This window comes from Buttiauxella cochleicola (assembly GCF_021283185.1).
Lineage (GTDB): Bacteria > Pseudomonadota > Gammaproteobacteria > Enterobacterales > Enterobacteriaceae > Buttiauxella > Buttiauxella massiliensis.
In genome coordinates, this window is the sequence record NZ_JAJSOS010000004.1 from 182,620 (window position 1) to 207,138 (window position 24,519).

At 51.4% G+C, this 24,519-nt stretch carries 25 protein-coding genes; 11 read left to right on the forward strand and 14 right to left on the reverse strand.

Going from position 1 to position 24,519, the window contains the following annotated elements:
* Positions 1-9: 9 nt before the first annotated feature.
* Entirely contained in the window at positions 10-1,059 is a 1,050-nt protein-coding gene (fbpC, locus tag LVQ76_RS08015; RefSeq protein ID WP_232864479.1) for a ferric ABC transporter ATP-binding protein, read from the forward strand.
* Positions 1,060-1,142: 83 nt separating this feature from the next.
* On the opposite strand, the gene mazF is transcribed toward fbpC, so the two are convergent.
* From mazF to hglS, 3 genes are all read right to left on the reverse strand, one after another.
* Positions 1,143-1,475, reverse strand: a complete 333-nt coding sequence (mazF, locus tag LVQ76_RS08020) for an endoribonuclease MazF (RefSeq protein ID WP_232864478.1) — start codon at positions 1,473-1,475, stop codon at positions 1,143-1,145.
* A complete protein-coding gene (locus LVQ76_RS08025) occupies positions 1,475-1,720 on the reverse strand; it encodes an AbrB/MazE/SpoVT family DNA-binding domain-containing protein (RefSeq protein ID WP_064518659.1) in 246 nt (81 codons plus the stop codon). The genes mazF and LVQ76_RS08025 overlap by 1 nt, the downstream gene beginning before the upstream one ends.
* A 162-nt stretch (positions 1,721-1,882) precedes the next feature.
* Positions 1,883-3,226 carry a 2-oxoadipate dioxygenase/decarboxylase HglS gene (gene hglS, locus LVQ76_RS08030; protein WP_154150234.1) on the reverse strand — a complete coding sequence of 448 codons (1,344 nt, stop codon included), beginning with the start codon at positions 3,224-3,226 and terminating at the stop codon, positions 1,883-1,885.
* A 253-nt stretch (positions 3,227-3,479) separates the two neighbouring features.
* Between hglS and pcaH the strand changes: the two genes are divergently transcribed.
* The 3 genes from pcaH to pcaQ all read left to right on the forward strand — a co-directional run bounded on the left by pcaH (position 3,480) and on the right by pcaQ (position 6,097).
* The gene (pcaH, locus tag LVQ76_RS08035) at positions 3,480-4,217 is read left to right on the forward strand and encodes a protocatechuate 3,4-dioxygenase subunit beta (protein WP_064518657.1); all 738 of its coding nucleotides are present in this window, start codon (positions 3,480-3,482) and stop codon (positions 4,215-4,217) included.
* Positions 4,217-4,837 carry a protocatechuate 3,4-dioxygenase subunit alpha gene (gene pcaG / locus LVQ76_RS08040; protein ID WP_232921377.1) on the forward strand — a complete coding sequence of 207 codons (621 nt, stop codon included), beginning with the start codon at positions 4,217-4,219 and terminating at the stop codon, positions 4,835-4,837. The genes pcaH and pcaG overlap by 1 nt, the downstream gene beginning before the upstream one ends.
* Before the next feature lie 336 nt (positions 4,838-5,173).
* A complete protein-coding gene (pcaQ, locus tag LVQ76_RS08045; RefSeq protein WP_151993351.1) occupies positions 5,174-6,097 on the forward strand; it encodes a pca operon transcription factor PcaQ in 924 nt (307 codons plus the stop codon).
* A gap of 88 nt (positions 6,098-6,185) precedes the next feature.
* Here pcaQ and pcaC read toward each other — a convergent pair whose 3' ends face one another.
* Genes pcaC through LVQ76_RS08075 form a run of 6 tightly spaced genes read right to left on the reverse strand, consistent with a single transcriptional unit; the run spans position 6,186 to position 11,256 of the window.
* The gene (pcaC, locus tag LVQ76_RS08050; RefSeq protein WP_232864475.1) at positions 6,186-6,572 is read right to left on the reverse strand and encodes a 4-carboxymuconolactone decarboxylase; all 387 of its coding nucleotides are present in this window, start codon (positions 6,570-6,572) and stop codon (positions 6,186-6,188) included.
* Between the two features lies 1 nt (position 6,573).
* Complete coding sequence (gene pcaD, locus LVQ76_RS08055; RefSeq protein ID WP_232921378.1) at positions 6,574-7,332, reverse strand: 3-oxoadipate enol-lactonase; 759 nt, start codon at positions 7,330-7,332, stop codon at positions 6,574-6,576.
* Positions 7,329-8,684 carry a 3-carboxy-cis,cis-muconate cycloisomerase gene (locus tag LVQ76_RS08060; RefSeq protein ID WP_232921379.1) on the reverse strand — a complete coding sequence of 452 codons (1,356 nt, stop codon included), beginning with the start codon at positions 8,682-8,684 and terminating at the stop codon, positions 7,329-7,331. The genes pcaD and LVQ76_RS08060 overlap by 4 nt, the downstream gene beginning before the upstream one ends.
* Before the next feature lie 9 nt (positions 8,685-8,693).
* Positions 8,694-9,896: a 3-oxoadipyl-CoA thiolase gene (gene pcaF, locus LVQ76_RS08065; protein WP_232921380.1), complete on the reverse strand. Its 1,203-nt coding sequence runs from the start codon at positions 9,894-9,896 to the stop codon at positions 8,694-8,696.
* 9 nt (positions 9,897-9,905) lie between these two features.
* Entirely contained in the window at positions 9,906-10,562 is a 657-nt protein-coding gene (locus tag LVQ76_RS08070) for a 3-oxoacid CoA-transferase subunit B (RefSeq protein ID WP_232921381.1), read from the reverse strand.
* 10 nt (positions 10,563-10,572) lie between these two features.
* The gene (locus LVQ76_RS08075) at positions 10,573-11,256 is read right to left on the reverse strand and encodes a 3-oxoacid CoA-transferase subunit A (RefSeq protein WP_232921382.1); all 684 of its coding nucleotides are present in this window, start codon (positions 11,254-11,256) and stop codon (positions 10,573-10,575) included.
* Positions 11,257-11,426: 170 nt separating this feature from the next.
* On the opposite strand from LVQ76_RS08075, the gene LVQ76_RS08080 reads away from it, so the two are divergent.
* Entirely contained in the window at positions 11,427-12,239 is an 813-nt protein-coding gene (locus tag LVQ76_RS08080) for an IclR family transcriptional regulator domain-containing protein (RefSeq protein ID WP_232864470.1), read from the forward strand.
* Here LVQ76_RS08080 and smrA read toward each other — a convergent pair.
* Together smrA and LVQ76_RS08090 are read right to left on the reverse strand one after the other, a co-directional pair.
* The gene (smrA, locus tag LVQ76_RS08085) at positions 12,236-12,799 is read right to left on the reverse strand and encodes a DNA endonuclease SmrA (protein ID WP_232921383.1); all 564 of its coding nucleotides are present in this window, start codon (positions 12,797-12,799) and stop codon (positions 12,236-12,238) included. The two genes, LVQ76_RS08080 and smrA, sit on opposite strands and share 4 nt — an antisense overlap.
* 57 nt (positions 12,800-12,856) lie before the next feature.
* Complete coding sequence (locus LVQ76_RS08090; protein WP_232921384.1) at positions 12,857-13,753, reverse strand: LysR family transcriptional regulator; 897 nt, start codon at positions 13,751-13,753, stop codon at positions 12,857-12,859.
* 175 nt (positions 13,754-13,928) lie between these two features.
* On the opposite strand from LVQ76_RS08090, the gene LVQ76_RS08095 reads away from it, so the two are divergent.
* The 6 genes from LVQ76_RS08095 to uspE all read left to right on the forward strand — a co-directional run bounded on the left by LVQ76_RS08095 (position 13,929) and on the right by uspE (position 20,820).
* Positions 13,929-15,239 (forward strand): M20 family metallo-hydrolase, encoded by a 1,311-nt coding sequence (locus LVQ76_RS08095; protein WP_232903672.1) that lies wholly within the window; start codon positions 13,929-13,931, stop codon positions 15,237-15,239.
* A complete protein-coding gene (locus LVQ76_RS08100; protein ID WP_232921385.1) occupies positions 15,239-16,684 on the forward strand; it encodes a M20 family metallopeptidase in 1,446 nt (481 codons plus the stop codon). The genes LVQ76_RS08095 and LVQ76_RS08100 overlap by 1 nt, the downstream gene beginning before the upstream one ends.
* Before the next feature lie 42 nt (positions 16,685-16,726).
* Complete coding sequence (gene abgT / locus LVQ76_RS08105) at positions 16,727-18,250, forward strand: p-aminobenzoyl-glutamate transporter (protein WP_232921386.1); 1,524 nt, start codon at positions 16,727-16,729, stop codon at positions 18,248-18,250.
* 16 nt (positions 18,251-18,266) lie between these two features.
* Positions 18,267-18,782, forward strand: coding sequence for a methylated-DNA--[protein]-cysteine S-methyltransferase (ogt, locus tag LVQ76_RS08110; protein ID WP_232921387.1), 516 nt, complete (start codon positions 18,267-18,269; stop codon positions 18,780-18,782).
* Positions 18,783-18,980: 198 nt separating this feature from the next.
* Positions 18,981-19,733, forward strand: a complete 753-nt coding sequence (gene fnr / locus LVQ76_RS08115) for a fumarate/nitrate reduction transcriptional regulator Fnr (RefSeq protein ID WP_134183258.1) — start codon at positions 18,981-18,983, stop codon at positions 19,731-19,733.
* A gap of 136 nt (positions 19,734-19,869) precedes the next feature.
* On the forward strand, positions 19,870-20,820 hold the full coding sequence (gene uspE / locus LVQ76_RS08120; RefSeq protein ID WP_064554050.1) for a universal stress protein UspE: 951 nt from the start codon (positions 19,870-19,872) through the stop codon (positions 20,818-20,820).
* A gap of 139 nt (positions 20,821-20,959) precedes the next feature.
* On the opposite strand, the gene LVQ76_RS08125 is transcribed toward uspE, so the two are convergent.
* From LVQ76_RS08125 to pntA, 3 genes are all read right to left on the reverse strand, one after another.
* Positions 20,960-21,109: a Hok/Gef family protein gene (locus tag LVQ76_RS08125; protein ID WP_232921388.1), complete on the reverse strand. Its 150-nt coding sequence runs from the start codon at positions 21,107-21,109 to the stop codon at positions 20,960-20,962.
* A gap of 306 nt (positions 21,110-21,415) precedes the next feature.
* On the reverse strand, positions 21,416-22,804 hold the full coding sequence (gene pntB / locus LVQ76_RS08130) for a Re/Si-specific NAD(P)(+) transhydrogenase subunit beta (RefSeq protein WP_064518602.1): 1,389 nt from the start codon (positions 22,802-22,804) through the stop codon (positions 21,416-21,418).
* 10 nt (positions 22,805-22,814) lie between these two features.
* A complete protein-coding gene (gene pntA, locus LVQ76_RS08135) occupies positions 22,815-24,344 on the reverse strand; it encodes a Re/Si-specific NAD(P)(+) transhydrogenase subunit alpha (RefSeq protein ID WP_151993336.1) in 1,530 nt (509 codons plus the stop codon).
* Positions 24,345-24,519 lie beyond the last annotated feature (175 nt).

Here is a 24,519-nt window from a genome sequence, read left to right on the forward strand (position 1 = left end):
GAGTAACACATGACACAACCTCATTTTGTAGAACTGCGCAATGTCACGAAGCGGTTTGGTAATAACACCGTCATTGCAGGCATTAATCTGGCAATCCCTAAAGGGGAAATGGTAACCCTGCTTGGGCCATCCGGCTGCGGGAAAACCACGGTTCTGCGCCTGGTTGCCGGGCTTGAAAAACCCACTGAAGGGCAGATTTTTATTGATGGCGAAGATGTGACACACCGTTCCATTCAACAGCGTGACATCTGCATGGTGTTCCAGTCCTACGCCCTGTTCCCGCATATGTCGCTAGGCGATAACGTCGGTTACGGGCTGAAAATGCTGGGCACGTCGCGGGGAGAAATTAAAATACGCGTCAAAGAAGCGCTGGCAATGGTGGATTTAGAGGGTTTCGAAGACCGATTTGTTGACCAGATTTCCGGCGGCCAGCAACAACGTGTGGCACTGGCGCGCGCACTGATCCTGAAGCCGAAAGTACTGCTGTTTGATGAGCCGCTCAGTAACCTTGACGCCAACCTGCGTCGTAGCATGCGTGACAAAATCCGCGAGCTACAAAAGCAGTTCAACATCACGTCACTGTACGTTACTCATGATCAGAGTGAAGCCTTTGCGGTGTCGGATACGGTACTGGTGATGAACAAAGGTGAAATCATGCAGATTGGCAGCCCGCAAACGCTGTATCGCCAACCCGCCTCACGCTTTATGGCGAGCTTTATGGGGGATGCAAACGTCTTCCCGGCGCGTTTTGGCAGCGATTTTGTCGAGATCCATGGCTACCGTTTACCACGCCCGCCGCAGTTGACCATCACGCAGGCGGAAGGCACGGTTGGCGTGCGTCCGGAAGCGATAACGCTGAGTGAACACGGCGACGAAAGCCAGCGCTGCGTGGTACGCCATGTAGCATATATGGGGCCACAATATGAAGTGACTGTGGAGTGGCATGGCCAGGCGCTGTTATTGCAGGTGAACGCAACACGCTTACAGCCTGACGTAGGTGACAATTATTATCTGGAGATCCATCCGTACGGCATGTTTATGCTGGCTGATGCGGCGTAAAAATAAGGGCCGCAAAATGCGGCCCTACTGGTGATGACAAGCTGTTCAGAAATGGCCACCGTGACGGGAGGCCATTTTCGATATCAACCGATCAACGCTTTTGCTTTCGCCCGGATATCAGCCAGTTCTGTGGCGTTAACTTTGCTTTTTTTCTCGACTTTTCGCGCTCGCCAGTCCACACAGGTGACTTGATCTGCTAGTGCGACGCCTTCCCGGCTCTCGGTTATTTCGACCTCAAAAGGATATCCCTTTGCTTTTGTGGTGCAAGGCACACACAACAACAGCCCCGTTTTGTTGTTATAAGCAAACGGGCTAAGTACAACCGCCGGGCGATTCACCCCTTGTTCATGCCCTTCAACAGGGTCAAAATTAATCCAGATTAAATCGCCTGCATCTGGTACATAGCGAGAAACCATCAGAGCATTTCCTTGCCAACTGGTGCGCCAAACTCCGCTTTCTCATGCTGATTTTCCGGGGTGATTCCGGCTAACAACGCATCAAGCGAATAGGCTTTCGCTCTCACCGGAACAATAATGATACGGCCATCTTCTACGGCAATATCCACAGTATCATCAACATTCAAACTAGCGGCCTGCATGATAGCGGCGGGAATGCGAACTGAAGGGCTATTACCCCATTTTTTGACGACAGATTGTGCCATGCGAGAATTCCTTTGTTGATACGTTTGTAGCAACACTAATTCAGCCAATCCAACGTGTCAACAATGTATCTACACTGTAGATTGGCAGACTAAACGGAAGAGCTCTGACTGAGTGGTCGGTATTGCGCACAATACCGACCTTTCTCTGAAGTTTTGACGTCGCTACAGCAGCCCGCAGCGCTTTTTACTGCGGTCTGTAGCCTGTTGGTACAACTCAAACTCATTTGCAACCGGTGCACCGAGCGCTTGTTCAAACTCCTGGCGGCTGGAGTGACCGTGGCTGCGCGCCCCACCTTCACTCCCCAGATTCGACTGGAAAATTCCCGCAGCACTCACCGGGAGGAAATCTTCATAAATAATCGGCTGCGCCACCAACCAACCCCGCTCAATCAGCGACTGCGGATCATCACCTGGTTTGATCGCCTGGCGATGCATCTCGCCCACAGGGGTTAAACGGTAGCGGAAATAAGCCAGATCCTGGCAGCGCATTAGCGTTTCACTATCGGGCAAGCGGCTGAATACTTCCTGCAAATGCTGCTGATGGCTGAAATTATCCTGCCCGTTACCTGCTTCGTTTAGCAACTCATCGTATAACGCACGCCCTTTTGGCGTTAACGCTACACCACGCTGCTCGATTTCCCCGAAACGGGCAGTATGTGTGCCGTGATGCACACCGGCGAAAATAATCGGTTCTTCCAGCGCTTTAAAGCTGGTCTGGCGCAGCAAGATTGGGAATGTGCGGCGTGGTGGGCCTTCAATAATCGCTTTTGGCGCAATACCATATTCCGGCATCAATGCCTGAACGCGGTCGATATCCAATGTGCGTGGAGTCAGGTGATTAATGTGGCAGCCACGGAAACAGACGACATCGGCAATCAGGCGATGCTGCTGGTGAAATGCCTGGTAAGTTTGCGCATCGACCGTGGCATGACTGTGCCAACGGAAGGTTTCCAGCGCCTGGCTCACAAACTCGTCGGCTTGCTCTTCGCTAAATACGCCCTGCTGGTCGTAAATATCCAGTAATGCCCGGCAACGAGGAGTGAAAATGTCACGTTCTGCGAGAATAGCTGCCGCCGTTTTACGCAATTCAGCATCGTCAATCAGCTCAAGGCGTAGCAACGAGGTGAAAATACGGAACGGATTACGTGCCAGGGCCGCGTCATCAATTGGACGAAACGCAGTGGAATGCACCGGTACGCCCGCCTGCGAAAGGTCGTAATAGCCGACTGGATACATCCCCATTACCGCAAAAATGCGCCGTAAGGTTGCCAGTTCTTCCGCTTTACCCACCCGAATTGCGCCGTGGCGCTCCACATTCAGGCGCGCCAGTTCATCGGCATTTTCTAATTGCTGTTGCAGATCGGGGTTATTTTCCAACACCGCCAGATTTACGTCAGCGACTAACTCTAACAAGGTTCCGTATTGAGGTACTTCTTGCTGGTACATCGCCGACATTGCGTGCGAAAATTTTTCCCGAATATCATCAGCCGTGATGTTGTTCGCCATAATGTCGTACTCCTGTGAATATTGCTCAAAGAGTAGAATGTCGCGCGGGGGTTTTGGGCTAAGAATTTTCGTTTTGTGATCGACTATACAGCCATAGATTATAAGTAATGTTTTTCGGGTATTTCATAGCTACAGGTTATGTAAATCAGTCTTTAAATTCACTTTAATTTAACAAGCCATTAACTGAGACTGTCGGTGGCGATATTTAAAATTAGAATGCATCGCCTCCTGTATCCCACAACTGGAGCTGGCTATGTCACAGATTTGGCAACCTCGTGAACTTGTACATCGCGACTACGATTCCCATCCTCCGGCTTTCGCGCCGGGGTATAAAACCAGCGTGTTACGCTCACCGCGCAATGCGCTGATCTCCTTGCAGAACTCGTTGTCTGAAATTACCGGGCCAATATTTGGCGCCAAAGATCTCGACCCGCTTGATAACGACCTGATTATGAATTACGCCAAAGACGGCCTGCCGATTGGCGAACGCATTATTGTGCATGGCTACGTTCGCGATGGATTCGGCCGCCCGATGAAAAACACCCTTGTGGAAGTGTGGCAAGCCAACGCAGGCGGGCGTTATCGCCACAAGAAAGATAAGTATCTCGCCCCTATCGACCCAAACTTTGGCGGCTGTGGACGTGTGTTGACCGATGAAAACGGCTATTACTTCTTCCGCACCATCAAGCCGGGTCCGTATCCGTGGCGTAACCAGGCAAGTGACTGGCGCCCTTCCCACATTCACTTTTCACTCTCCGGTGACTCTTTTGCTCAACGTCTCATCACGCAGATGTATTTCGAGGGCGACCCGCTGATTAAACAGTGCCCGATTGTGAAAACCATTAATAACGATGACGCAATTCGCACATTGATTGCCGAACTGGACACCCATGCCGCGGTGCCGCTTGATTGCCTGGCGTATCGCTTTGATTTAGTTCTGCGTGGCCAGCGAGCCACACTGTTTGAAAACCGTACTCAGGGGGCCGCGTGATGAAAGATTATTTAGCAGAAACCGCATCGCAAACGGCTGGCCCATACGTCCACATTGGTCTGGCTCCGCAAGCTGCTGGTTTTAACATTTTCGAGAAAAACTTCAGCCATGTGCTGACAAATTCCCACACCCAAGGCGAGCGGGTTATCGTAGAAGGCCGGGTGTTTGACGGCTCAGGAACGCCTGTGCGCGATGTGTTGCTGGAAGTGTGGCAAGCCAACGCGGCCGGACGTTACAACCACCCTGCAGATAAGCAAACAGATAAAGAACTGGATGAAGATTTCCGTGGCTGGGGACGTACTTGTTCAGATTTCGACAGTGGTATCTGGCGTTTTGACACCATCAAACCGGGTGCTGTAACCGGGCGTGATGGCCGCATTATGGCCCCGCATTTGAACCTGTGGATTGTGGCGCGTGGCATTAATATCGGCCTGAATACGCGGATGTATTTTTCCGATGAGCAAGCAGCGAATGAGACCGACCCGGTGCTCAATCTCATCGAGTGGGAAGTGCGACGTAATACGCTGATTGGGAAGCGTGAGAAGCGCGGTAATGAAGTGGTGTACACGTTTGATGTGTTTCTTCAGGGGGAGAAGGAGACGGTGTTTTTTGATGTATAGGTGGGTCACAATTCACTTGTTGGGTTGTGTCCTTTGTTAGAGTAGCGATTGTTCCGTTCACTAAACGTTCAGTGTTCCCTGTACTTACCGAAACGGTGAACGTATCAAGGGAAGGCAGAATTAACGGGTGAACGGAAAACCTCCGATCACTATATATTTATTGGAACCCACCCATTTCCAATAAACCCCTCCTGACTCGAATCATTAATTTAAATTAACCTTCCCTCACCTATTGTTATAAAATATCGAGTGATGTTAATGAAATTTTGCTAGCAAGTTATCAAAATCAAACAACTTATCTTGTCAGCGCTACGGGTCTGTTTTTAACATCAGGTTATGGAAAAAAACGGTTTGTTTAGTCAGCGCATTCGCTTGCGCCATCTTCATACTTTCGTGGCTGTCGCTCAACAGGGAACGCTGGGGCGCGCGGCTGAAACACTTAATCTTAGCCAACCTGCATTATCGAAAACACTTAATGAATTAGAGCAGCTAACCGGCACGCGTTTATTTGAGCGTGGACGTCTTGGCGCACAAATGACGCTGATGGGTGAGCAGTTTCTGACACATGCGGTAAAGGTGCTTGATGCGCTCAACCACGCCGGGCAATCGTTTAATCAAAAAGATGGGCAAAGTACTACCGTTATCCGTGTTGGTGCGTTGCCAACGGCAGCTCTGGGCATATTACCAAAAGTTATCGGCCAGTTTCACAAGCAGCAAAGTGACGTTACGCTGCAAGTCGCCACCATGAATAACACCATGCTGCTGTCGGGTTTAAAATCAGGTGAGCTGGATTTAGGCATTGGCCGAATGTCAGATCCTGAATTGATGACCGGGCTGAACTATGAACTGTTATTTCTTGAATCGTTAAAACTGGTGGTTCGTCCTGGGCACCCGCTACTGCATGAAAACATCACACTTAGCCGCGTGATGGAGTGGCCGGTGGTGGTGTCGCCAAAAGGAACGATTCCACGCCAGAATGCTGAATCGCTGCTTTCCAGCCAGGGTTGTAAAATGCCTGCAGGCTGCGTCGAAACACTTTCCGCATCTCTTTCTCGCCAGTTAACCGTGGATTATAACTACGTTTGGTTTGTGCCATCTGGCGCGGTGAAAGAAGATTTACGCCAGGGAACTTTGACCTCGTTGCCGGTGGCAACACAAGGTGCTGGTGAGCCGATTGGAATTTTGACTCGCGTGGATAAACCGCTTTCAGCGGGCGCACAAATTCTGCTCTCTTCGATTCGGAAATCTATTCCGGGTTAAGTAACAAGGGTGGATGGCGCATGCGACTCATCCACTCTACAACACCGTTTTCGTAGGTCGGATTAGCGTTAGCGCCATCCGACATTAATTAACCAGCAGCATCCATCTCATCAAACACCTGTTGTGCAAGATGCATAGTAGCGTTGGCTGCGGGTAAACCGCAGTACAGTGCTGAATGCATAATCAGTTCTTTGAGCTCATCGCGCGTCACGCCGTTGTTAAAAGCCGCTCGCAGGTGCATTTTCAACTCAGCCTCACGGTTAAGCGCAATTAACATCGCGATGGTTATCATGCTGCGTGTGTGGCGCTCAAGCCCCGGACGCGTCCAGATATCGCCCCAGGCATAACGCGTAATGAAGTCCTGAAACTCCTCATTTAGCGGCGTGAGTTGTGACAACGTGCGGTCTACGTGTTTATCGCCGAGCACCGCGCGGCGCACTTCCATGCCTCGTTGATAATGTTCTTCGTCCTTCATCTCAGTCGCCCTGTTGAATAAAGTTAAGCAACGCGATGTTGAAACCGTGCGCGTCTTCAATGCTGGAGAGGTGTGAAGCCTCGATAGTGACAAGATGCGAACCATGCACCTGCTGATGCATAAACTCACTGTCGACCACGGTGCAAACCGGGTCGTTGGCTCCGGCGATAAACTGCATCGGTAGTGTGATATTGCCAATTTCTGCACGTAAATCCGCGGCTGCCAGAGCTTCACAACAGGTGGCATAACCTTCTGGGTTGGTCTGGGCCAGGGTTGCGCATAACGCATCGACTTGCGCATGATGGTGGTGAACAAAATCATCAGTAAACCAGCGTGACGGCGCACTTTTGGCAATCGCCGACATCCCTTCGTGACGAACAGTTCGCGCGCGTTCCAGCCAGCCACTTTGCTCACCGATTTTCGCTGCACTGTTGGCGACGGTTATCGAAAGGAACCGCTCCGGCGCAAAACGCGCCAGCCAAAGGCCAGTCAAACCACCCATTGAAATCCCGCAGAAATGCGCCTGCTTAACGCCCGCATCATCCATCACGCTGAGAACATCTTCCGCCAGTTGTGGCAGTGTAGTTTTCTCGTTTTTGGTAGTACGTCCGTGGCCATGCGTGTCGTAACGCAGCACGCGAAAGTTCTCAAGCAATGCCGTCATTTGCGGCTGCCACATTTCAAGCGTGGTGCCGAGCGAGTTCGACAACACTACAACCGGTGCGCCGCTGCGCCCTTCCAGTTGATAATAAAGGCTCATTTTACCCTCCTGGTTTGTTGTGCCGCCCGCGCCAGAACCTGGCTGATGAAATGATCATTACTGCCAATGGCGTGCTGCGGGTCGAGCAAATGTTCGATTTGTGTTGTGGAAAGATGGGCGCTGACGTCAGGGTGTTGTGCGAGCAATGTCGCGAGGGGCTGATTTTCGTCCAACGCGCGATGACAAAGTTGTTCCACCAAATGGTGTGCGGCCTGTTTTCCGATTGATTTCGCCAGCGCCAGAGTCACAGATTCCGCCATAATCAAACCGTGAGTGATATCCAGGTTAGTCCGCATTTTCGCGGTGTTAATCTGCATTCCCCGCATCAAATCCAGCGAGGTTTGCATCACACCGCCTGTCAGCATAATCAGCTGTGGGAGCGTTTCCCATTCGGCCTGCCAGCCGCCAAGCGCCCTTTCATGTTGCTGATTCTGGCTGGCGTACAGCGTTGCCATCATTCCCGGAATACGCATGGTGGCAGTCAGAATAGCTGCACAGCTCACCGGATTGCGTTTATGGGGCATGGTGGATGAACCACCGCGGCCTTCAGCAATCGGCTCGCCTACTTCTGCAACTTCGGTTTGCATCAGTAACGAAAAATCGTTGGCGAATTTGCCCAGTGTGCTGCTGACACCTGCGAACCAGGTGGCTGCTTCCAGCAATCTGTCGCGCTGGCTATGCCACGGCGTGTCTGACTGGTTAAGCGCCAGGATATTTGCTAACGCTTGCGCCACAGGCATGCCCTGATCTTTAAGCGATGCCAGAGTGCCCGCCGCACCGCCGAATTGCAGAACCAAAACACGCGGTTTTATCTCATTCAAACGCTGCTGCCAGCGCAAAAGTGCATCGAGCGTTCCGGCCAGTTTAAGACCAAAAGTAATCGGCAATGCGTGCTGCATCCAGGTGCGGCCTGCCATCACGCTATGCTGGTGTTGTTGGACTTGTGCGGCTAAAACATCGATCAACTGGCCGATAAGCAACTCAGAAGCATCGAATGCAGCGCGCAGTTGGAGCATCAGACCGGTATCAATCACATCCTGGCTGGTTGCGCCCCAGTGAACGTAACGTGCGGCCTGTTCATCTTGTTGTTTTACGTTGGCAGTGAGCTGTTTCACCAGAGGAATCGCCAGGTTTCCAGCACCTGCCGCCGCTTGTGCTAAGGCTTCACTATTGAGTTTTGTGGCCTGACACTGCCCGAAAATGACGTTAACCGCCGATTCCGGGATCACGCCACATTGCGCACAGGCCTGCGCCAGTGCTGCTTCAAAATCCAGCATCCCTTGTAACGTCTTCTCATCGCTGAAAATTTCAGTGAGCGATGAAGCACGCAACATTGGGGTAAACAGTGTCATGCCAGCTCCTTAAACGCGTTCAATAATCAGTGCAATCCCCTGACCGACACCAATACACATGGTACATAGCGCGTAACGCCCGCCGCTACGCTTGAGTTGATACGCGGCGGTCATCGCCAGACGCCCACCGGATGCACCAAGAGGGTGCCCAAGCGCAATGGCCCCACCGTTCGGGTTTACATGTTCGGCGTCATCAGGCAGACCCAGGTCGCGCATCACCGCCAGCGCCTGTGCGGCAAAAGCTTCGTTTAATTCAATCACGTCCATTTGTGCCAACGTTAACCCGGTTTGCGCCAGCACTTTGCGCACTGCCGGAGCCGGGCCAAAACCCATAATCCGTGGCGCGACACCTGCGGTCGCCACACCAACGACTCGCGCCAGCGGCTGCAAACCATGAGTGTTGAGCGCCTGTTCGCTTGCGAGCAGCAACGCACAAGCCCCATCATTAACACCTGACGCGTTTCCTGCGGTGACGGTGCCGTCGGCTCGTACCACACCTTTGAGTTTTGCCAATGCCTCTATCGAGGTGGAACGAGGATGTTCATCCTGCTTAAACAGCAATGCTTCACCTTTGCGTTGCACGATAGAAACGGGAATTAACTCATCATCAAAAATACCCATTTCCTGAGCGCGAGCGGTGCGTAACTGGCTGCGTAAGGCAAAGGCGTCCTGATCCTCACGGTTAATATTAAAGTCAGTCGCGACGTTTTCTGCCGTTTCGGGCATCGCATCAACACCATACTGCGCTTTCATCAGCGGGTTGATAAACCGCCAGCCGATGGTGGTGTCTTCCATTTTCATATTGCGACTAAAGGCACTTTCGGCTTTACCCATCACAAACGGTGCGCGTGACATGCTTTCCACTCCGCCGGCAATCATCAGCTGCGTTTCACCGCTTTTAATCGCCCTTGCCGCAACACCCAGCGCATCAAGGCTTGAACCACATAAACGGTTGATGGTGCTCCCCGGTACCGTCTCTGGTAGCCCCGCCAGCAACAAAGCCATACGCGCCACGTTGCGGTTATCTTCCCCCGCCTGGTTTGCACAGCCGTAAATCACATCGTCCACCGCTGACCAATCCAGATTCGGGTGGCGTTCCATCAGCGCTTTCAGCGGTAATGCAGCTAAATCATCACTACGAACACTGGACAGTGTGCCACCAAAACGACCGAACGGAGTACGCACTCCATCACAGATAAATGCTTGATTCATCATAGTTCCTTACGCGCTTTCTGCCAGTTGTTCGAAGCCCAGGGTGACCGGGGTAATACGTTGTAATTCTTCAAAAGAGAGGCCATTGAAGATTTCGCGCACCACGGGTCCCTTTTCAGTGATATCAATCACTGCGAGGTCGGTATAAATACGACTGACACAGCCGATTCCGGTGAGTGGATAAGAACAGCTATCCACCAGTTTGCATTCTCCGTCGCGGGTCAGATGATCCATCATCACAAAGACCTGGCGTGCGCCAATGGCTAAGTCCATCGCCCCGCCGACGGCAGGAATGGCATCCGGTGCACCGGTGCTCCAGTTTGCCAGGTCACCTTGCGCGGAAACCTGGTAAGCGCCGAGTACGCAGATATCGAGATGGCCGCCGCGCATCATGGCGAACGAGTCGCCGTGGTGGAAATAGCAGCCACCGGTCAACAAAGTCACAAACTCTTTCCCGGCATTGATAAGCTCAGGATCTTCTTCGCCTTCAGCCGGTTTTGGCCCCATGCCTAACAGGCCGTTTTCGCTATGCAGGAAGATCTCTTTATCCGCCGGAAGGTAGTTGGCAATGCGCGTCGGCAGGCCGATGCCAAGGTTCACGTAAGCGCCTTCGGGAATATCACGCGCCACGCGCTGCGCCATTTCATCACGAGTGAGTTTTTTCATTTCCAGCTCCTTATGCGCTTTGCGCCAGCGAGTTTTCGACGGCGACCAGGCGTTTAACGAAAATACCGGGGGTGATGATGTTTTCCGGGTCAAGTTCGCCCAACGGCACAATTCGGCTGACTTCCGCGATGGTGACGGTGGCAGCTGTCGCCATGATTGGCCCAAAGTTACGCGCCGCTTTGCGGTAGACAAGATTGCCCCAGCGGTCGCCTTCATAGGCTTTGATTAAAGCGAAATCAGCTTTTAGCGGGTATTCGAGAACGTACTGGCGGCCATCGATTTCACGGGTTTCTTTACCTTCTGCGAGCGGCGTTCCAAAACCGGTTGGCGTAAACACCGCACCTAACCCCGAACCTGCCGCCTGAATACGCGCCGCCAGGTTGCCTTGTGGCACCAGCTCCAGTTCGACTTTGCCGCGTCGATACAGGTCATCAAAAATTTGTGAATCCACCTGACGTGGGAAGGAACACACCATTTTGTGCACGCGCCCGGCTTTCAATAATGCCGCCAGCCCCACTTCGCCATTGCCTGCGTTGTTGTTGATTATGGTCAGGTCGCGTGCCCCCTGTTCTATCAGGGCATCAATCAGATGGGTGGGCTGCCCGGCGGTGCCAAAACCACCAATCATAATGGTGGCTCCGTCGAAAATTCCGGCGACGGCTTCTTCGAGCGACGCCACAGTTTTGTTGATCATCACGGTTCTCCCTGGGGTGCTTTATTCGCACAAGATTGCGTTTCTTGAACAAAATGTGACTCGCTTAACGAAGCTGGTCAAGGGCGATAATCGAAATGTAGTGCGATTATCGAACATCATGTATCTTTGTTTTCAGAGTGTGATCAACGGCGAAATTTGAGGAGAACGGAATGGAAATTCAACGTGATGAACCGGTAGCAGGTGAAGTCGATCCCTTTAAGGGCGACCCGAATTTTATGGCATCCCTGGCTCGTGGATTGGAAGTGATCCAGGCATTCACTCCACAGCGGCGACAAATGTCTATTTCGCAAATTAGCCAGAAGACCGGGATCCCTCGCGCTGCGGTGCGACGCTGTTTGTACACTCTGGGCAAGCTTGGTTTTGTCTACGCCGAAGACGGAAAATACTACCAATTACGCCCGCGAATTTTATCGCTGGGCCACGCTTATCTGGCCTCGACACCACTGGCGAAATCCACGCAACCGGTGCTCAAACATCTGAGTGAAATGCTCAACGAGTCCTGTTCAATCGCAACGCTGGATGGCGACGATATTCTGTATATCGCCCGCGCTTCCAGCTCACGCATCATGACCATTGATTTGGATATCGGCAGCCGCCTCCCCGCGTGGTCAACGTCCATGGGGCGCGTGTTGCTGAGTTATTTGCCGGAAGAACAACTCAATGATTTCCTGGCGCGGATTACGATGATTCGTTATACGCCGCAGACGGTGGATTCGGTCAGTAAGCTTCGCGAGGAGTTGAAGCGTGTGCGCCAGCAGGGCTACGCGCTTAACGATCAGGAGCTGGAGATGGGGCTGCGTTCGATTGCTGTTCCACTGGTGAATCCTGAAGGAACGGTGGTTGCCGCACTCAACGTTGGCGTTCACGCAGGCCAGGTTTCGGCGCAGGAATTGCTCAACCGTGTACTGCCTAAGTTGCAGGAAGCAGCGCAGGAATTGTCGTTGTTGTTGAAGGCAGATTAACGGCTGCGTTTGGCGTGGCGCTCCCAGTTCTCGGCTTTCGCCTGCTCGGATTTTTTGAGCGCCACGTAACACGCCCCGCTGCCACCGTGATGCGGCATGGCGCTGCAAAACGCCTGCACTTCTTCAAATTCCACCAGCCAACGAGCGAGATAACTGCGCACGATATTGGCATGTGATTTGTCTTCACGCCCTTTGCCATGAACGATCAGCAAATTACGCAGGCCGTCTTTTTTGGCTTCCTGAATATAGGCAAAAAGCATCTGACGGCACTTTTCAACCGGCTGGCGAATCAGGTTCAGGCTTGCTTCTTGTTTGTATTTGCCATGTCGCAGTTTATCCAGCACGCCGGTTTGTAGCCCTTCACGCTTAAATTCCAGCGGCATGGCGAGCGGAATAATTTCCAGAAAACCGGTGGTGAGGAAGTTATCTAATTGAAGCGTGTCGGGCTTTTGCACCACTTTCTCTTTGACCGGTTTTAACCACTGGCTGCTGTTGCAATCTTTCAGCGGTTTCACGTCTTCCATCGCGTCGAGAAACAGCGATTTTTCGTCAAGGTTCATGGGCAAAATCCTCCAGGCTTTATTCAGGAGTCACTATAGCCGCCGATGTGCCGTGGCTCAACGGCATTCGCGGCGAAATTGATTGATAAGCGCGGTGGTTAACGGAGCCTGGGTCACATCACGCCGCTGAATCAAATAGTAAGTGGCGTTCGGTAACGTTTCGACGACTTTGATTTGTTTGAGACGGTGCGCCAACAACGGGTCATCGCCTAGTTCGGCGGGCAAAATACTGAGGAAATCACTTTGTGCCACCAGGCTGATGCAGGCCGAAAAGGTTTCGCAGAACACACTGACATTGGGAATTTCTGAGCGCTTATGGAATAACTCTTCCAGTTGTTTGTAGTAACTGCCGCGTGGCGTTGGCAGCGTCCAGTTGTAGTGCAGGAGTTCTTTTATTGATGTGGCGTTAATTGCCGGATGATCCTCGCGACCAAAGATGGCGAACGGTTTTTCAAACAGCCGTTCAAAGGTAAATTCCTGGTCGTAGGGTCCCTGATAATAGGTGTTGATGGTGAAATCCAGTTCTCCCTGGCGCAGCGAGTTGATCATCGACACCAGTTGCCCTTCCATAATGCGCACTTTCACTTGCGGGTGTTTTTGATGAAACGCGGTGATAACCGGCGGCATTAATGTGCGGGAAACACTCGCCCCCAAACCGATATTGATTTGCCCCGCAAGTTGCCCCTGACGCTGCAAAATATCTTCCTGTGCGGCGCGTAACTCTTCGAGAATCAAGCGTGCGTGAGAGTAAAAACTTTCACCGCATTCGGTCAACGCCACGCCCTGGCTGCGCCGGATAAACAGACGTGCCGACATCCCTTCTTCTAATTCTTTTATCGATTTTGTGAGCGCGGGCTGCGAAATATTTAACGCCCGGCTGGCTCCGCGAATGCTGCCATTTTGCGTCACCGCCACGAACGCGCGGATTTGATGGAGCTTAACCTGGAAGGTCACATTACCTCCTGATAACCATTAGCTATCAGCCGAAAGATTTTAGCATCTACTGTAATTCAAACTCTTGTGCCAGGGTAATCCCATGACGGCGAAAACTACCAAATATCGCTGAGCGATAAGTAAAAACTATCACAGCGTGAAGTTGATCACAGAAGATGCTTATACAGGATGGGTTATGTCGCAATTAGAACTGGCAGTACATGAACTGGCTCCGCGCATGCAGCACTGGCGGCGTGATTTTCACCATTTTGCCGAGTCCGGCTGGCTGGAGTTTCGCACCGCCACGCTGGTTGCTGAGACGCTACATCAATTAGGTTATCAGCTGGCGTTAGGTCGTGATGTGATTGATGACGCAGCGCGCATGGGGCTGCCATCGGCTGAAGTACTGGCACGTGAAGAACAACGTGCGCTGGAACAAGGCGCATTACCGCAATGGCTCCACCATTTTTCCGGCGGATTTACCGGGGTTGTAGCCACTCTGGAAACGGGCCGCCCCGGCCCAACTATCGCGTTTCGCGTGGATATGGACGCGCTGGATTTAGGCGAGATGCTCCAGCCTGCGCACCGCCCGTTTGCCGAAGGTTTCGCTTCGTGTAATGCCGGAATGATGCACGCCTGCGGCCATGACGGACACACGGCGATTGGCCTCGGGCTGGCCACCGTTTTGCAGCAGTTTTCCAGCCAGTTAAACGGCACTATCAAACTCATTTTCCAGCCTGCCGAAGAAGGTACTCGTGGCGCTCGCGCCATGGTGGCAGCTGGTGCGCTCGATAATATCGACTACTTTACGGCGATTCACATCGGCACTGGCATCCCTTCCGGCACAGTGGTGTGCGGCAGTGATAACTTTATGGCAACCACCAAGTTTGATGTGCAATTCACAGGCATCGCGGCACACGCGGGCGGCAAGCCGGAAGAAGGCCGTAACGCCCTGCTCGCCGCCGCGCAAACCGCACTGGCTTTGCACAGCATCGCGCCGCACAGTGCGGGCGCATCACGCGTTAACGTCGGCGTTTTGCAGGCTGGCAGCGGGCGCAACGTGGTTCCCGCGCAGGCTTTATTGAAAGTGGAAACTCGTGGCGAAACCAGCGCAATCAATGACTATGTGTTTGACCGGGCACAGGAAATCATTCGCGGAGCGGCAACGATGTATGGCATCGAAGCTGACGTGAAGTTAATGGGTGCCGCGACCAGCAGCGTGCCATCTCCAGAATGGGTGGCATTTATCCACCAACAGGCGTTAGAGGTGAATGGCGTAAAAGAAGTGGTCGACACCGTAAAAGGCGCAGCAGGTTCCGAAGATGCGACGTTGATGATGGCGCGCGTGCAGGAACAAGGCGGCAAAGCCTCTTATATGGTGTTCGGCACCGAATTGAGCGCCGGTCATCACAATGAGAAGTTTGATTTTGATGAAAACGTGATGGAAGTTGCCGTGAATACCATGGCACGCCTCGCACTTAATTTCCCGTGGCCGCGAGGTGTGTGATGAGTTCGATTTATCAGTTTGTCGATGATGCGATTGAAGCAAAACGCGGCGAGTTTACCACGATCGCCGATGATATCTGGGATCACCCGGAAACCCGTTTTGAAGAGCACTGGTCTGCGGAACGCCTGGCCTGCGCGCTGGAAGCAGAGGGTTTCAGTGTTGAGCGCAATGCCGGGAATATCGAAACTGCGTTTGTGGCGAGTTTTGGTTCCGGTAAACCGGTTATCGCCCTGCTTGGCGAATACGATGCGCTGGCGGGATTAAGCCAGTGTTCAGGCGAAGCATCGCCAAATCCGCTGGTTGAAGATGCGAACGGCCACGGCTGCGGCCACAATTTGCTGGGTACGGCGGCCTTTGCAGGCGCGGTAGCGGTGAAGAACTGGCTTGAACAATATGGCGCTGGCGGAACAGTGCGATTTTACGGCTGCCCAGGCGAGGAAGGCGGTTCCGGCAAAACGTTTATGGTGCGCGAAGGCTTGTTTGACGACGTGGACGCCGCCGTCACCTGGCACCCGGAAGCGTATGCCGGGATGTTCAGCACCAGTTCGCTGGCGAACATTCAGGTGGCGTATCGCTTCCACGGAATTGCGGCACATGCCGCAAACTCACCGCATCTCGGGCGTAGCGCATTAGATGCGGTGACGCTGATGACCACCGGCACTAACTTCCTCAACGAGCACATTATCGAAAAAGCCCGTGTGCATTACGCCATTACGAATACCGGAGGGATTTCGCCGAATGTGGTGCAGGCGCAGGCCGAAGTATTGTATTTGATTCGTGCCCCGGAAATGGCCCAGGCACAGCATATTTATGAGCGCATCAATAAAATCGCCGAAGGTGCAGCGCTGATGACTGAAACCTCGGTGAAAGTGCGTTTTGATAAAGCCTGTTCAAATTACCTGCCCAACCGCCAGCTTGAAGGCGTGATGTACGAGGCGTTACAGGCGCTCGGTGTGCCGCAATGGAGCGAAGAAGAACTGGCATTCGCCAAACGAATTCGCGCTACGTTGACCGAAAATGACCTGCAAAACAGCTTAAACAACATTGCTAACACCTCCAATGAAGAGGGAAAAATGTTTGCGCGTCGCCATCGTGAAACGTTGTTGATTAACGAAATTGCGCCCTATGCCCCAAATGACAAAATTTTGCCGGGTTCCACGGACGTTGGCGATGTGAGTTGGAAGGTGCCAGTCGCACAATGCTTTAGCCCGTGCTTTACCGTCGGCACCCCGCTGCACACCTGGCAATTAGTGAGCCAGGGACGCACGTCGATTGCCCATAAAGGGATGTTACATGCGGGTAAAGTGATGGCGGCAACCGCTCTGCAATTGTTTGCAAATCCGAAGATATTGGAAGGCTGCCAAAGCGAGTTGCACGCACAACTCGCCGAACGCCCTTATCAGTGCCCGATCCCGGAAGGCGTGACACCGTCACCTTTAAAATAATTATATAAAACACAATATCGCAACTTCACCCGAGGTAAGCCCATGAGTATGTCCTCCATACCCGCGCACTCCGGCTCAGGCAAGCTGTATGGCCTTGTCGAGAAAATTGGCAATAAAGTGCCCCATCCTTTTTTGCTGTTTGTTTATTTGATTGTTGTTTTGTCTGTGAGCACTGCGGTGCTTTCTGCTTTCAACGTCAGTGTTCGTAACCCCGCTGACGGCAGCATGGTGCAGGTCAAAAACTTGCTGAGCGCAGATGGTGTGCACTGGTTTTTGCCAAACGTGATTAAGAACTTCAGCGGGTTTGCGCCGTTAGGAGCGATTCTGGCTTTGGTTTTAGGGGCGGGCCTGGCGGAGCGCGTCGGGTTGTTACCGAGTTTGATGGTGAAAATGGCGTCCCATGTGAGTGCACGTTACGCCAGTTATATGGTGCTGTTTATCGCCTTCTTCAGCCATATTTCTTCAGATGCCGCGCTGGTGATTATGCCGCCGATGGGGGCGCTCATCTTCCTGGCGGTGGGTCGCCATCCGGTCGCCGGATTGCTGGCAGCCATTGCGGGCGTGGGCTGCGGGTTTACCGCGAATTTACTGATCGTGACAACCGATGTGCTGCTTTCGGGCATCAGCACCGAAGCCGCGCATACCATCGATCCCGCGATGCACGTTAGCGTGATTGATAATTGGTATTTTATGGCGACCTCAGTGTTGGTTCTGTCGATTGTCGGCGGCCTGATCACCGATAAAATCGTCGAGCCGCGCCTGGGGAAATGGCAAGGTGAAAACAAAGAAAAACTGCAACAACTTGATGATATACAACGCTTTGGATTACGCGTCACCGGGATTGTGTCGCTGTTGTTTATTGCAGTTATCGCCCTGCTTTTAATTCCGGAAAACAGTTTGCTGCGTGATCCGGTGAAAGGCACGATTATCCCATCGCCATTTATTAGCGGAATTGTGCCGCTGATTATTATGTTCTTTTTTGTTATCTCTCTGGCCTATGGCATTGCGACCGGGAAAATCCGTAAACAGGCTGATTTGCCGCAGCTCATGATTGAGCCGATGAAGGAGATGGCCGGTTTTATCGTGATGGTGTTCCCGTTGGCGCAATTTGTGGCGATGTTCAACTGGAGCAATATGGGCAAGTTTATGGCGGTCGGGCTGACCGACGTGCTGGAAGGCTCCGGGCTAAACGGTATTCCGGCTTTCCTGGGTCTGGCATTGCTTTCGTCGTTCCTGTGTATGTTTATCGCCAGTGGTTCGGCTATCTGGTCGATTCTGGCACCGATTTTCGTGCCGATGTTTATGATGCTGGGCTTCCACCCCGCGTTCGCGCAAATTCTGTTTCGCGTGGCAGACTCTTCGGTTATCCCGCTGGCACCGGTTTCGCCGTTTATTCCATTATTCTTAGGCTTCCTGCAACGTTATAAACCCGATGCCAAATTAGGGACTTATTACTCTTTAGTATTACCTTATCCCCTCATCTTTTTGGGTGTCTGGTTGCTGCTATTGGTGGCATGGTATCTTGTTGGCTTGCCGATTGGGCCGGGAGTTTACCCGCATCTTTAATTAACCGGAGCGAACAATGCTGACATTGCTGGAAGACAAGATCGTTACACCATTAGGGCCGTTATGGGTCATTTGCGACGAGCAGTACCATTTGCGTGCGGTGGAATGGGAAGAACATAGCGACAGAATGGTGCAATTACTGGGTCTTCATTATGGCTCTGACGGCTATCAACGTGTGGCTTGCACGAATCCAGATGGATTAAGCGGCAAGCTGCGCGATTATTTTGAGGGTGATTTAGCGGTGATTGAAACGCTCCCTACCGCGACGGCGGGAACGGCATTTCAGCGCGAAGTGTGGCAAACGTTGCGCGCAATCCCTTGCGGACAGGTTATGCATTACGGACAGTTAGCAGACCAACTTGGCAGGCCGGGTGCAGCGCGTGCAGTGGGTGCTGCAAATGGTTCAAACCCGGTCAGCGTGGTGGTTCCATGTCATCGAGTGATTGGCCGTAATGGCACAATGACGGGTTATGCGGGAGGCGTAAGCAGGAAAGAGTGGTTACTGCGGCATGAAGGATATTTGTTGCTGTAGCACCCTAAACGCAGAGGAATGTTCTTTATTCACACAATAATAATATGGATTAATATACAGTTCTATTAATTTCAATAGGATAGCTCTATAACCACAAGGGTATTAGCTGATATATTCTGAATGCGCTTTCATCATACTTACGTGCTCAAGAAAAAGATGTTAAAATTGACCAATATCAATAACGGCCCGAGCATATCTATGATCCCTGAAAAGCGAATTATTCGACGCATTCAGTCTGGCGGTTGTGCTATCCATTGCCAGGATTGCAGCATCAGCCAATTATGCATCCCCTTCACGCTCAATGAACATGAGCTTGATCAGCTTGATAATATCATCGAGCGTAAGAAGCCTATTCAGAAAGGACAAACCCTGTTTAAGGCTGGTGATGAGCTGAAGTCGCTGTACGCAATTCGTTCAGGGACCATCAAGAGCTACACCATTACTGAGCAAGGTGACGAGCAAATTACCGGCTTCCATTTAGCAGGTGATCTTGTGGGCTTTGACGCTATTGGCACGGGTATGCACCCAAGCTTTGCGCAAGCGCTTGAAACCTCAATGGTTTGCGAAATCCCATTTGAAACCCTTGATGATTTGTCCGGTAAAATGCCAAATCTGCGCCAGCAGATGATGCGTTTGATGAGCGGCGAAATTAAGGGTGACCAGGATATGATCCTGCTGCTTTCCAAAAAGAATGCAGAAGAGCGTCTGGCCGCATTTATTTATAATCTTTCACGTCGCTTTGCCCAGCGCGGTTTCTCCCCTCGGGAATTCCGTCTGACCATGACTCGTGGCGATATCGGTAACTATCTTGGGCTGACGGTGGAAACCATTAGTCGCCTGTTAGGCCGTTTCCAGAAAAGTGGCATGCTGGCGGTGAAAGGTAAGTACATTACCATCGAAAATATCGATCTTCTTGCACAACTCGCTGGTCAATCGCGTAACGTTGCCTAGTATCTGCTTTCCTATGTGGGATCATAAAATTTTCCTGATTTATTGATCCCACAGAGACTTATCACCTGTTTCATTCATCACATATGGGTTAATCTTAATTTACAGACTGTGGTTAAGCAGTTGTAAGGAGACCTGTATGGCAAAGTATCAAAACATGCTAGTCGCTATAGATCCTAATCAGGACGATCAACCCGCCCTGCGGCGTGCTGTTTATTTGCATCAACGGATTGGTGGCAGGATCAAAGCATTTCTGCCTATCTATGATTTTTCCTACGAAATGACCACCCTTCTGTCACCAGATGAACGCACAGCTATGCGCAAAGGCGTGATTAGCCAGCGTGCGGCCTGGATAAAAGAACAAGCCCAGTACTACATCGATTCGGGTGTACCGATTGAGATTAAAGTGGTTTGGCATAATCGTCCCTTCGAGGCGATTATTCAGGAAGTGATCAGCGGTGGTCATGACCTGGTGCTCAAAATGACGCATCAGCACGATAAACTGGAAGCGGTAATTTTCACACCAACCGACTGGCATCTGCTGCGTAAGTGCCCAAGCCCGGTATGGATGGTTAATGAAAAACCGTGGCCTGAAGGCGGCCGAGCGGTAGTTGCGGTCAACCTTGCCAGTGAAGAGCAATACCACAACGCGCTCAATGAAAAGCTGGTTAAAGAGACTATTCGCCTGGCCGAGGATGTTAACCACACTGAAGTTCACCTCGTTGGTGCTTATCCAATTACTCCAATTAACATCGCCATCGAACTCCCTGATTTTGATCCAAGCGTTTATAACGATGCCATTCGCGGCCAGCATTTAGTTGCGATGAAAGCGTTACGCCAAAAATTTGGAATCGATGAGAAAATGACTCACGTCGAGAAAGGATTACCGGAAGAGGTTATTCCTGATCTCGCGGAACATTTGCAAGCGGGTATTGTGGTGCTCGGCACTGTAGGACGCACCGGTCTTTCTGCTGCATTCCTTGGCAATACTGCCGAACAAGTTATCGACCATTTGCGCTGCGATTTGCTGGTCATCAAACCTGATGATTACCAAACACCGGTAGAAATGGATGATGAAGAAGACGATTGATTTGTCGTTCAATCGGTAAAGAAAAGCCCGTTCATTAATCTGAACGGGCTTTTTGTTGGGTGGCGTGCTGAATCTCATACCAGATACCCATGTGTGGCGGGAAATGTTCATTCCCGCCACTGACCTCAAAACTTCACGATTACGACTTGTGACAAGCTAAGAATGCCGCCATCTCAATGCCTCCTTTTCGATAGTGAAATTCACACAGTGAATCTTTCACCAGAAAAATAATCATGAGAATTATCAAACAGATAACGATAACGGTGAACAACCTGTTCTTTGACGACATCTTCGCCTCCTGCGTTGCAAACACAAAGTGAAGAGGCTACTATCATGGTGTCTATGCATGAGAGGGCCTCGGGTTGGTTTAACTAACTCGGGGCTTTTTTCTGTCTGCTTTTCACCACTGGCATTGAAGCAAACAGCTTCAGCACCCGGTGATACTTTACTCCTCACACCTTCTCTCATCTACATTATTTTTCTATATATTCAGTCAGTTAAATGTAATATTTCATTCACTTGAGTGATGGACACGCGGAAAAAAACCGCCCCGAAAGGCGGTTATGGTATGCGGCTCGCACTATTATAAAAAAAACTAGAGCGCTTTAAGAATCGCTTCAACGCTGGCTTTGGCATCGCCAAACAGCATTTGAGTATTCTCTTTAAAGAACAGCGGGTTCTGCACACCTGCGTAACCTGTGTTCATTGAACGTTTAAAGACGATTACGTTTTGCGCCTTCCACACTTCCAGCACTGGCATACCAGCGATTGGGCTGCGCGGATCTTCAAGCGCGGCCGGGTTAACGGTGTCATTCGCGCCGATAACCAGAACTGTGTCGGTATCGGTGAAATCATCGTTGATTTCATCCATTTCCAGAACCACATCGTACGGAACACGAGCTTCAGCCAACAGAACGTTCATATGGCCTGGCAAACGCCCAGCAACCGGGTGGATACCGAAGCGAACTTTGATACCACGCGCACGCAGCTTCTCAGTAATCTCTGCCACCGGATATTGCGCCTGCGCAACAGCCATGCCGTACCCTGGAGTAATGATCACAGACGTTGAGTTTTTCAGCATGTCTGCTGTGTCTTCAGCTGTGATTTCACGATGCTCACCGACTTCGTCATCTTCACCAGTAGAAGAACCGTCAGTACCAAAACCACCGGCAATTACGCTGATGAAGGAACGGTTCATTGCCTTACACATGATGTAAGACAGAATCGCACCGGAAGAACCAACCAATGCACCGGTTACAATCAGCAAGTCATTGCTGAGCATAAAACCAGCTGCTGCTGCTGCCCAACCGGAGTAGGAGTTCAGCATTGAGACGACAACTGGCATATCTGCACCACCAATTGACGCAACCAGGTGCCAGCCAACAATCAGTGCGATGATAGTCATCACCAGCAATGCTAATACTTGCAAGCCAACGCTTTCAGTACGCACGAAGATGATGAGCATAGCGAAGGAAACAACCAGCGCCGCGAGGTTCAGTTTATGACGATGTGGCAACATTAACGGTTTAGAGGAAATCTTACCGCGCAGCTTACCAAACGCCACGATGGAGCCCGTGAAGGTCACCGCACCAATAAAGATACCGAGGAAGACTTCCGTTAAGTGGATGTTTTCCATAATCGGCTCAAGGCCAGGAGCATGATCCAGATAGCTGTTAAAGCCAACCAGAACCGCAGCCAGACCCACGAAGCTGTGCAAAATTGCTACCAACTCCGGCATCTCGGTCATTTCTACTTTCTTGGCAAGATGGATACCGATGGCACCACCAATCACCATGGCAACGATAATCCAGACCACGTTGCCAGTTTCTGGCCCGAAGATGGTCGCAACCAATGCGATACCCATACCGGCCATACCGAACAAGTTGCCCTGCTTAGATGTTTCGTGTTTTGACAGCCCCGCCAGGCTGAAAATAAACAGAATAGCGGCAACAATGTATGCTGCTGTAACTAATCCACCAGACATGTGTTACCCCTTAGTTCTTCCGGAACATTTTCAGCATGCGCTGAGTGACGGTGAAACCACCAAAAATATTGATACTGGCAATCAGTACGGCAACAAAGCTCAGGAAGCTAACCCAGCCGCCATGACCAATTTGCAGCAATGCCCCTACCACGATAATCCCTGAAATGGCGTTAGTGACCGACATCAGGGGCGTATGTAGAGCGTGTGAAACATTCCATACAACGTAGTAACCAACAACACACGCCAGCGCAAACACGGTGAAGTGGCCGAGGAACTCTTTAGGCGCAACGTCAGCAAGCCAGCCGAACAGAATGATCGCCAACGCCATAAACGCATATTTGCGCCATGGTGAAGCCGGTTTTTTATCTTCGACAGGAACAGCGGCTTTCTTCGCCGCAGCTTGAGGCTGTGCAGAAACCTGAATTGGCGGTGCCGGCCAGGTGACTTCTCCATCACGAATAACCGTCACACCACGAATGACAACATCTTCAAAATCAATCACGGTATTGCCATCTTTCTCTTTGCAGAGCAGTTTCAGCAAGTTAACCAGGTTGGTACCGTAAAGTTGGGAGGATTGTGTTGGTAGGCGTCCAGGCAAATCGGTGTAACCAATAACTTTCACGCCGTTTGGCGTTACAGTCACCTGGTCTGCAACCGTATATTCACAGTTACCGCCGTTTTGCGCTGCAAGATCGACAATCACGCTGCCCGCTTGCATGGAGTCAACCATTTCACGGGTGATAAGTTTTGGAGCCGGTTTGCCTGGGATCAACGCGGTAGTAACGATGATGTCGACTTCTTTCGCCTGGGCTGCAAACAACTCCATTTCGGCTTTAATGAAGGCTTCAGACATCACTTTGGCGTAGCCATCACCGCTGCCTGCTTCTTCTTTAAAGTCCAGTTCAAGGAACTCAGCGCCCATACTTTGCACTTGTTCTTTAACTTCTGGACGAGTATCGAAGGCGCGCACAATAGCACCAAGGCTGTTGGCTGCACCAATCGCCGCAAGGCCCGCAACACCAGCACCGATGACCATCACTTTCGCCGGTGGTACTTTGCCCGCAGCGGTAATTTGCCCGGTAAAGAAGCGGCCAAATTCATGAGCGGCTTCAACAATTGCGCGATAACCCGCAATGTTAGCCATTGAACTTAGGGCATCGAGCGACTGCGCACGTGAAATACGTGGCACGGAATCCATCGCCATTACGGTGACATTTTTAGCGGCAAGCTTTTCGAGCAACTCAGGATTCTGAGCAGGCCAGATGAAGCTCACCAGCGTGGAACCTTCACGCAATAGCTCAATTTCGCTATCTTGCGGTGCATTCACTTTCAGAACGATGTCAGATTGCCAGACGTCAGCGGTATCCGAAATGGTCGCGCCAACTTGTACAAATGCTTCGTCATCAAAGCTCGCCAGTTTACCCGCGCCGCTTTCGACTGTGACGGTGAAGCCCAGTTTCAGCAATTGCTCCACTGTTTTTGGCGTGGCTGCCACGCGGGATTCGCCCGCCCACCGCTCTTTTGGTACCCCAATACGCATAGTATTCCCTTCCATCTGATTTTTTGTTGATGGTTTGTCAGACATTGCCTTGGCAATCGTCAGTTCCGTTACCAGTTCAATTAAAAATACATCTGTAACAAACTATTTATAACCTACTGAAAATAACGCCTGTGATCTAGATCAGGATCTCAGTATTTGTATCATTATCGTAAAA

What these genes read in the sequence shown, in the direction of transcription:
- fbpC (WP_232864479.1), top strand. Translation starts at nt 10, where the DNA reads ATGACACAACCTCATTTTGTAGAACTGCGCAATGTCACGAAGCGGTTT.
- mazF (WP_232864478.1), bottom strand. Translation starts at nt 1,475, where the DNA reads ATGGTTTCTCGCTATGTACCAGATGCAGGCGATTTAATCTGGATTAAT.
- LVQ76_RS08025 (WP_064518659.1), bottom strand. Translation starts at nt 1,720, where the DNA reads ATGGCACAATCTGTCGTCAAAAAATGGGGTAATAGCCCTTCAGTTCGC.
- hglS (WP_154150234.1), bottom strand. Translation starts at nt 3,226, where the DNA reads ATGGCGAACAACATCACGGCTGATGATATTCGGGAAAAATTTTCGCAC.
- pcaH (WP_064518657.1), top strand. Translation starts at nt 3,480, where the DNA reads ATGTCACAGATTTGGCAACCTCGTGAACTTGTACATCGCGACTACGAT.
- pcaG (WP_232921377.1), top strand. Translation starts at nt 4,217, where the DNA reads ATGAAAGATTATTTAGCAGAAACCGCATCGCAAACGGCTGGCCCATAC.
- pcaQ (WP_151993351.1), top strand. Translation starts at nt 5,174, where the DNA reads ATGGAAAAAAACGGTTTGTTTAGTCAGCGCATTCGCTTGCGCCATCTT.
- pcaC (WP_232864475.1), bottom strand. Translation starts at nt 6,572, where the DNA reads ATGAAGGACGAAGAACATTATCAACGAGGCATGGAAGTGCGCCGCGCG.
- pcaD (WP_232921378.1), bottom strand. Translation starts at nt 7,332, where the DNA reads ATGAGCCTTTATTATCAACTGGAAGGGCGCAGCGGCGCACCGGTTGTA.
- LVQ76_RS08060 (WP_232921379.1), bottom strand. Translation starts at nt 8,684, where the DNA reads ATGACACTGTTTACCCCAATGTTGCGTGCTTCATCGCTCACTGAAATT.
- pcaF (WP_232921380.1), bottom strand. Translation starts at nt 9,896, where the DNA reads ATGAATCAAGCATTTATCTGTGATGGAGTGCGTACTCCGTTCGGTCGT.
- LVQ76_RS08070 (WP_232921381.1), bottom strand. Translation starts at nt 10,562, where the DNA reads ATGAAAAAACTCACTCGTGATGAAATGGCGCAGCGCGTGGCGCGTGAT.
- LVQ76_RS08075 (WP_232921382.1), bottom strand. Translation starts at nt 11,256, where the DNA reads ATGATCAACAAAACTGTGGCGTCGCTCGAAGAAGCCGTCGCCGGAATT.
- LVQ76_RS08080 (WP_232864470.1), top strand. Translation starts at nt 11,427, where the DNA reads ATGGAAATTCAACGTGATGAACCGGTAGCAGGTGAAGTCGATCCCTTT.
- smrA (WP_232921383.1), bottom strand. Translation starts at nt 12,799, where the DNA reads ATGAACCTTGACGAAAAATCGCTGTTTCTCGACGCGATGGAAGACGTG.
- LVQ76_RS08095 (WP_232903672.1), top strand. Translation starts at nt 13,929, where the DNA reads ATGTCGCAATTAGAACTGGCAGTACATGAACTGGCTCCGCGCATGCAG.
- LVQ76_RS08100 (WP_232921385.1), top strand. Translation starts at nt 15,239, where the DNA reads ATGAGTTCGATTTATCAGTTTGTCGATGATGCGATTGAAGCAAAACGC.
- abgT (WP_232921386.1), top strand. Translation starts at nt 16,727, where the DNA reads ATGAGTATGTCCTCCATACCCGCGCACTCCGGCTCAGGCAAGCTGTAT.
- ogt (WP_232921387.1), top strand. Translation starts at nt 18,267, where the DNA reads ATGCTGACATTGCTGGAAGACAAGATCGTTACACCATTAGGGCCGTTA.
- fnr (WP_134183258.1), top strand. Translation starts at nt 18,981, where the DNA reads ATGATCCCTGAAAAGCGAATTATTCGACGCATTCAGTCTGGCGGTTGT.
- uspE (WP_064554050.1), top strand. Translation starts at nt 19,870, where the DNA reads ATGGCAAAGTATCAAAACATGCTAGTCGCTATAGATCCTAATCAGGAC.
- LVQ76_RS08125 (WP_232921388.1), bottom strand. Translation starts at nt 21,109, where the DNA reads ATGTCGTCAAAGAACAGGTTGTTCACCGTTATCGTTATCTGTTTGATA.
- pntB (WP_064518602.1), bottom strand. Translation starts at nt 22,804, where the DNA reads ATGTCTGGTGGATTAGTTACAGCAGCATACATTGTTGCCGCTATTCTG.
- pntA (WP_151993336.1), bottom strand. Translation starts at nt 24,344, where the DNA reads ATGCGTATTGGGGTACCAAAAGAGCGGTGGGCGGGCGAATCCCGCGTG.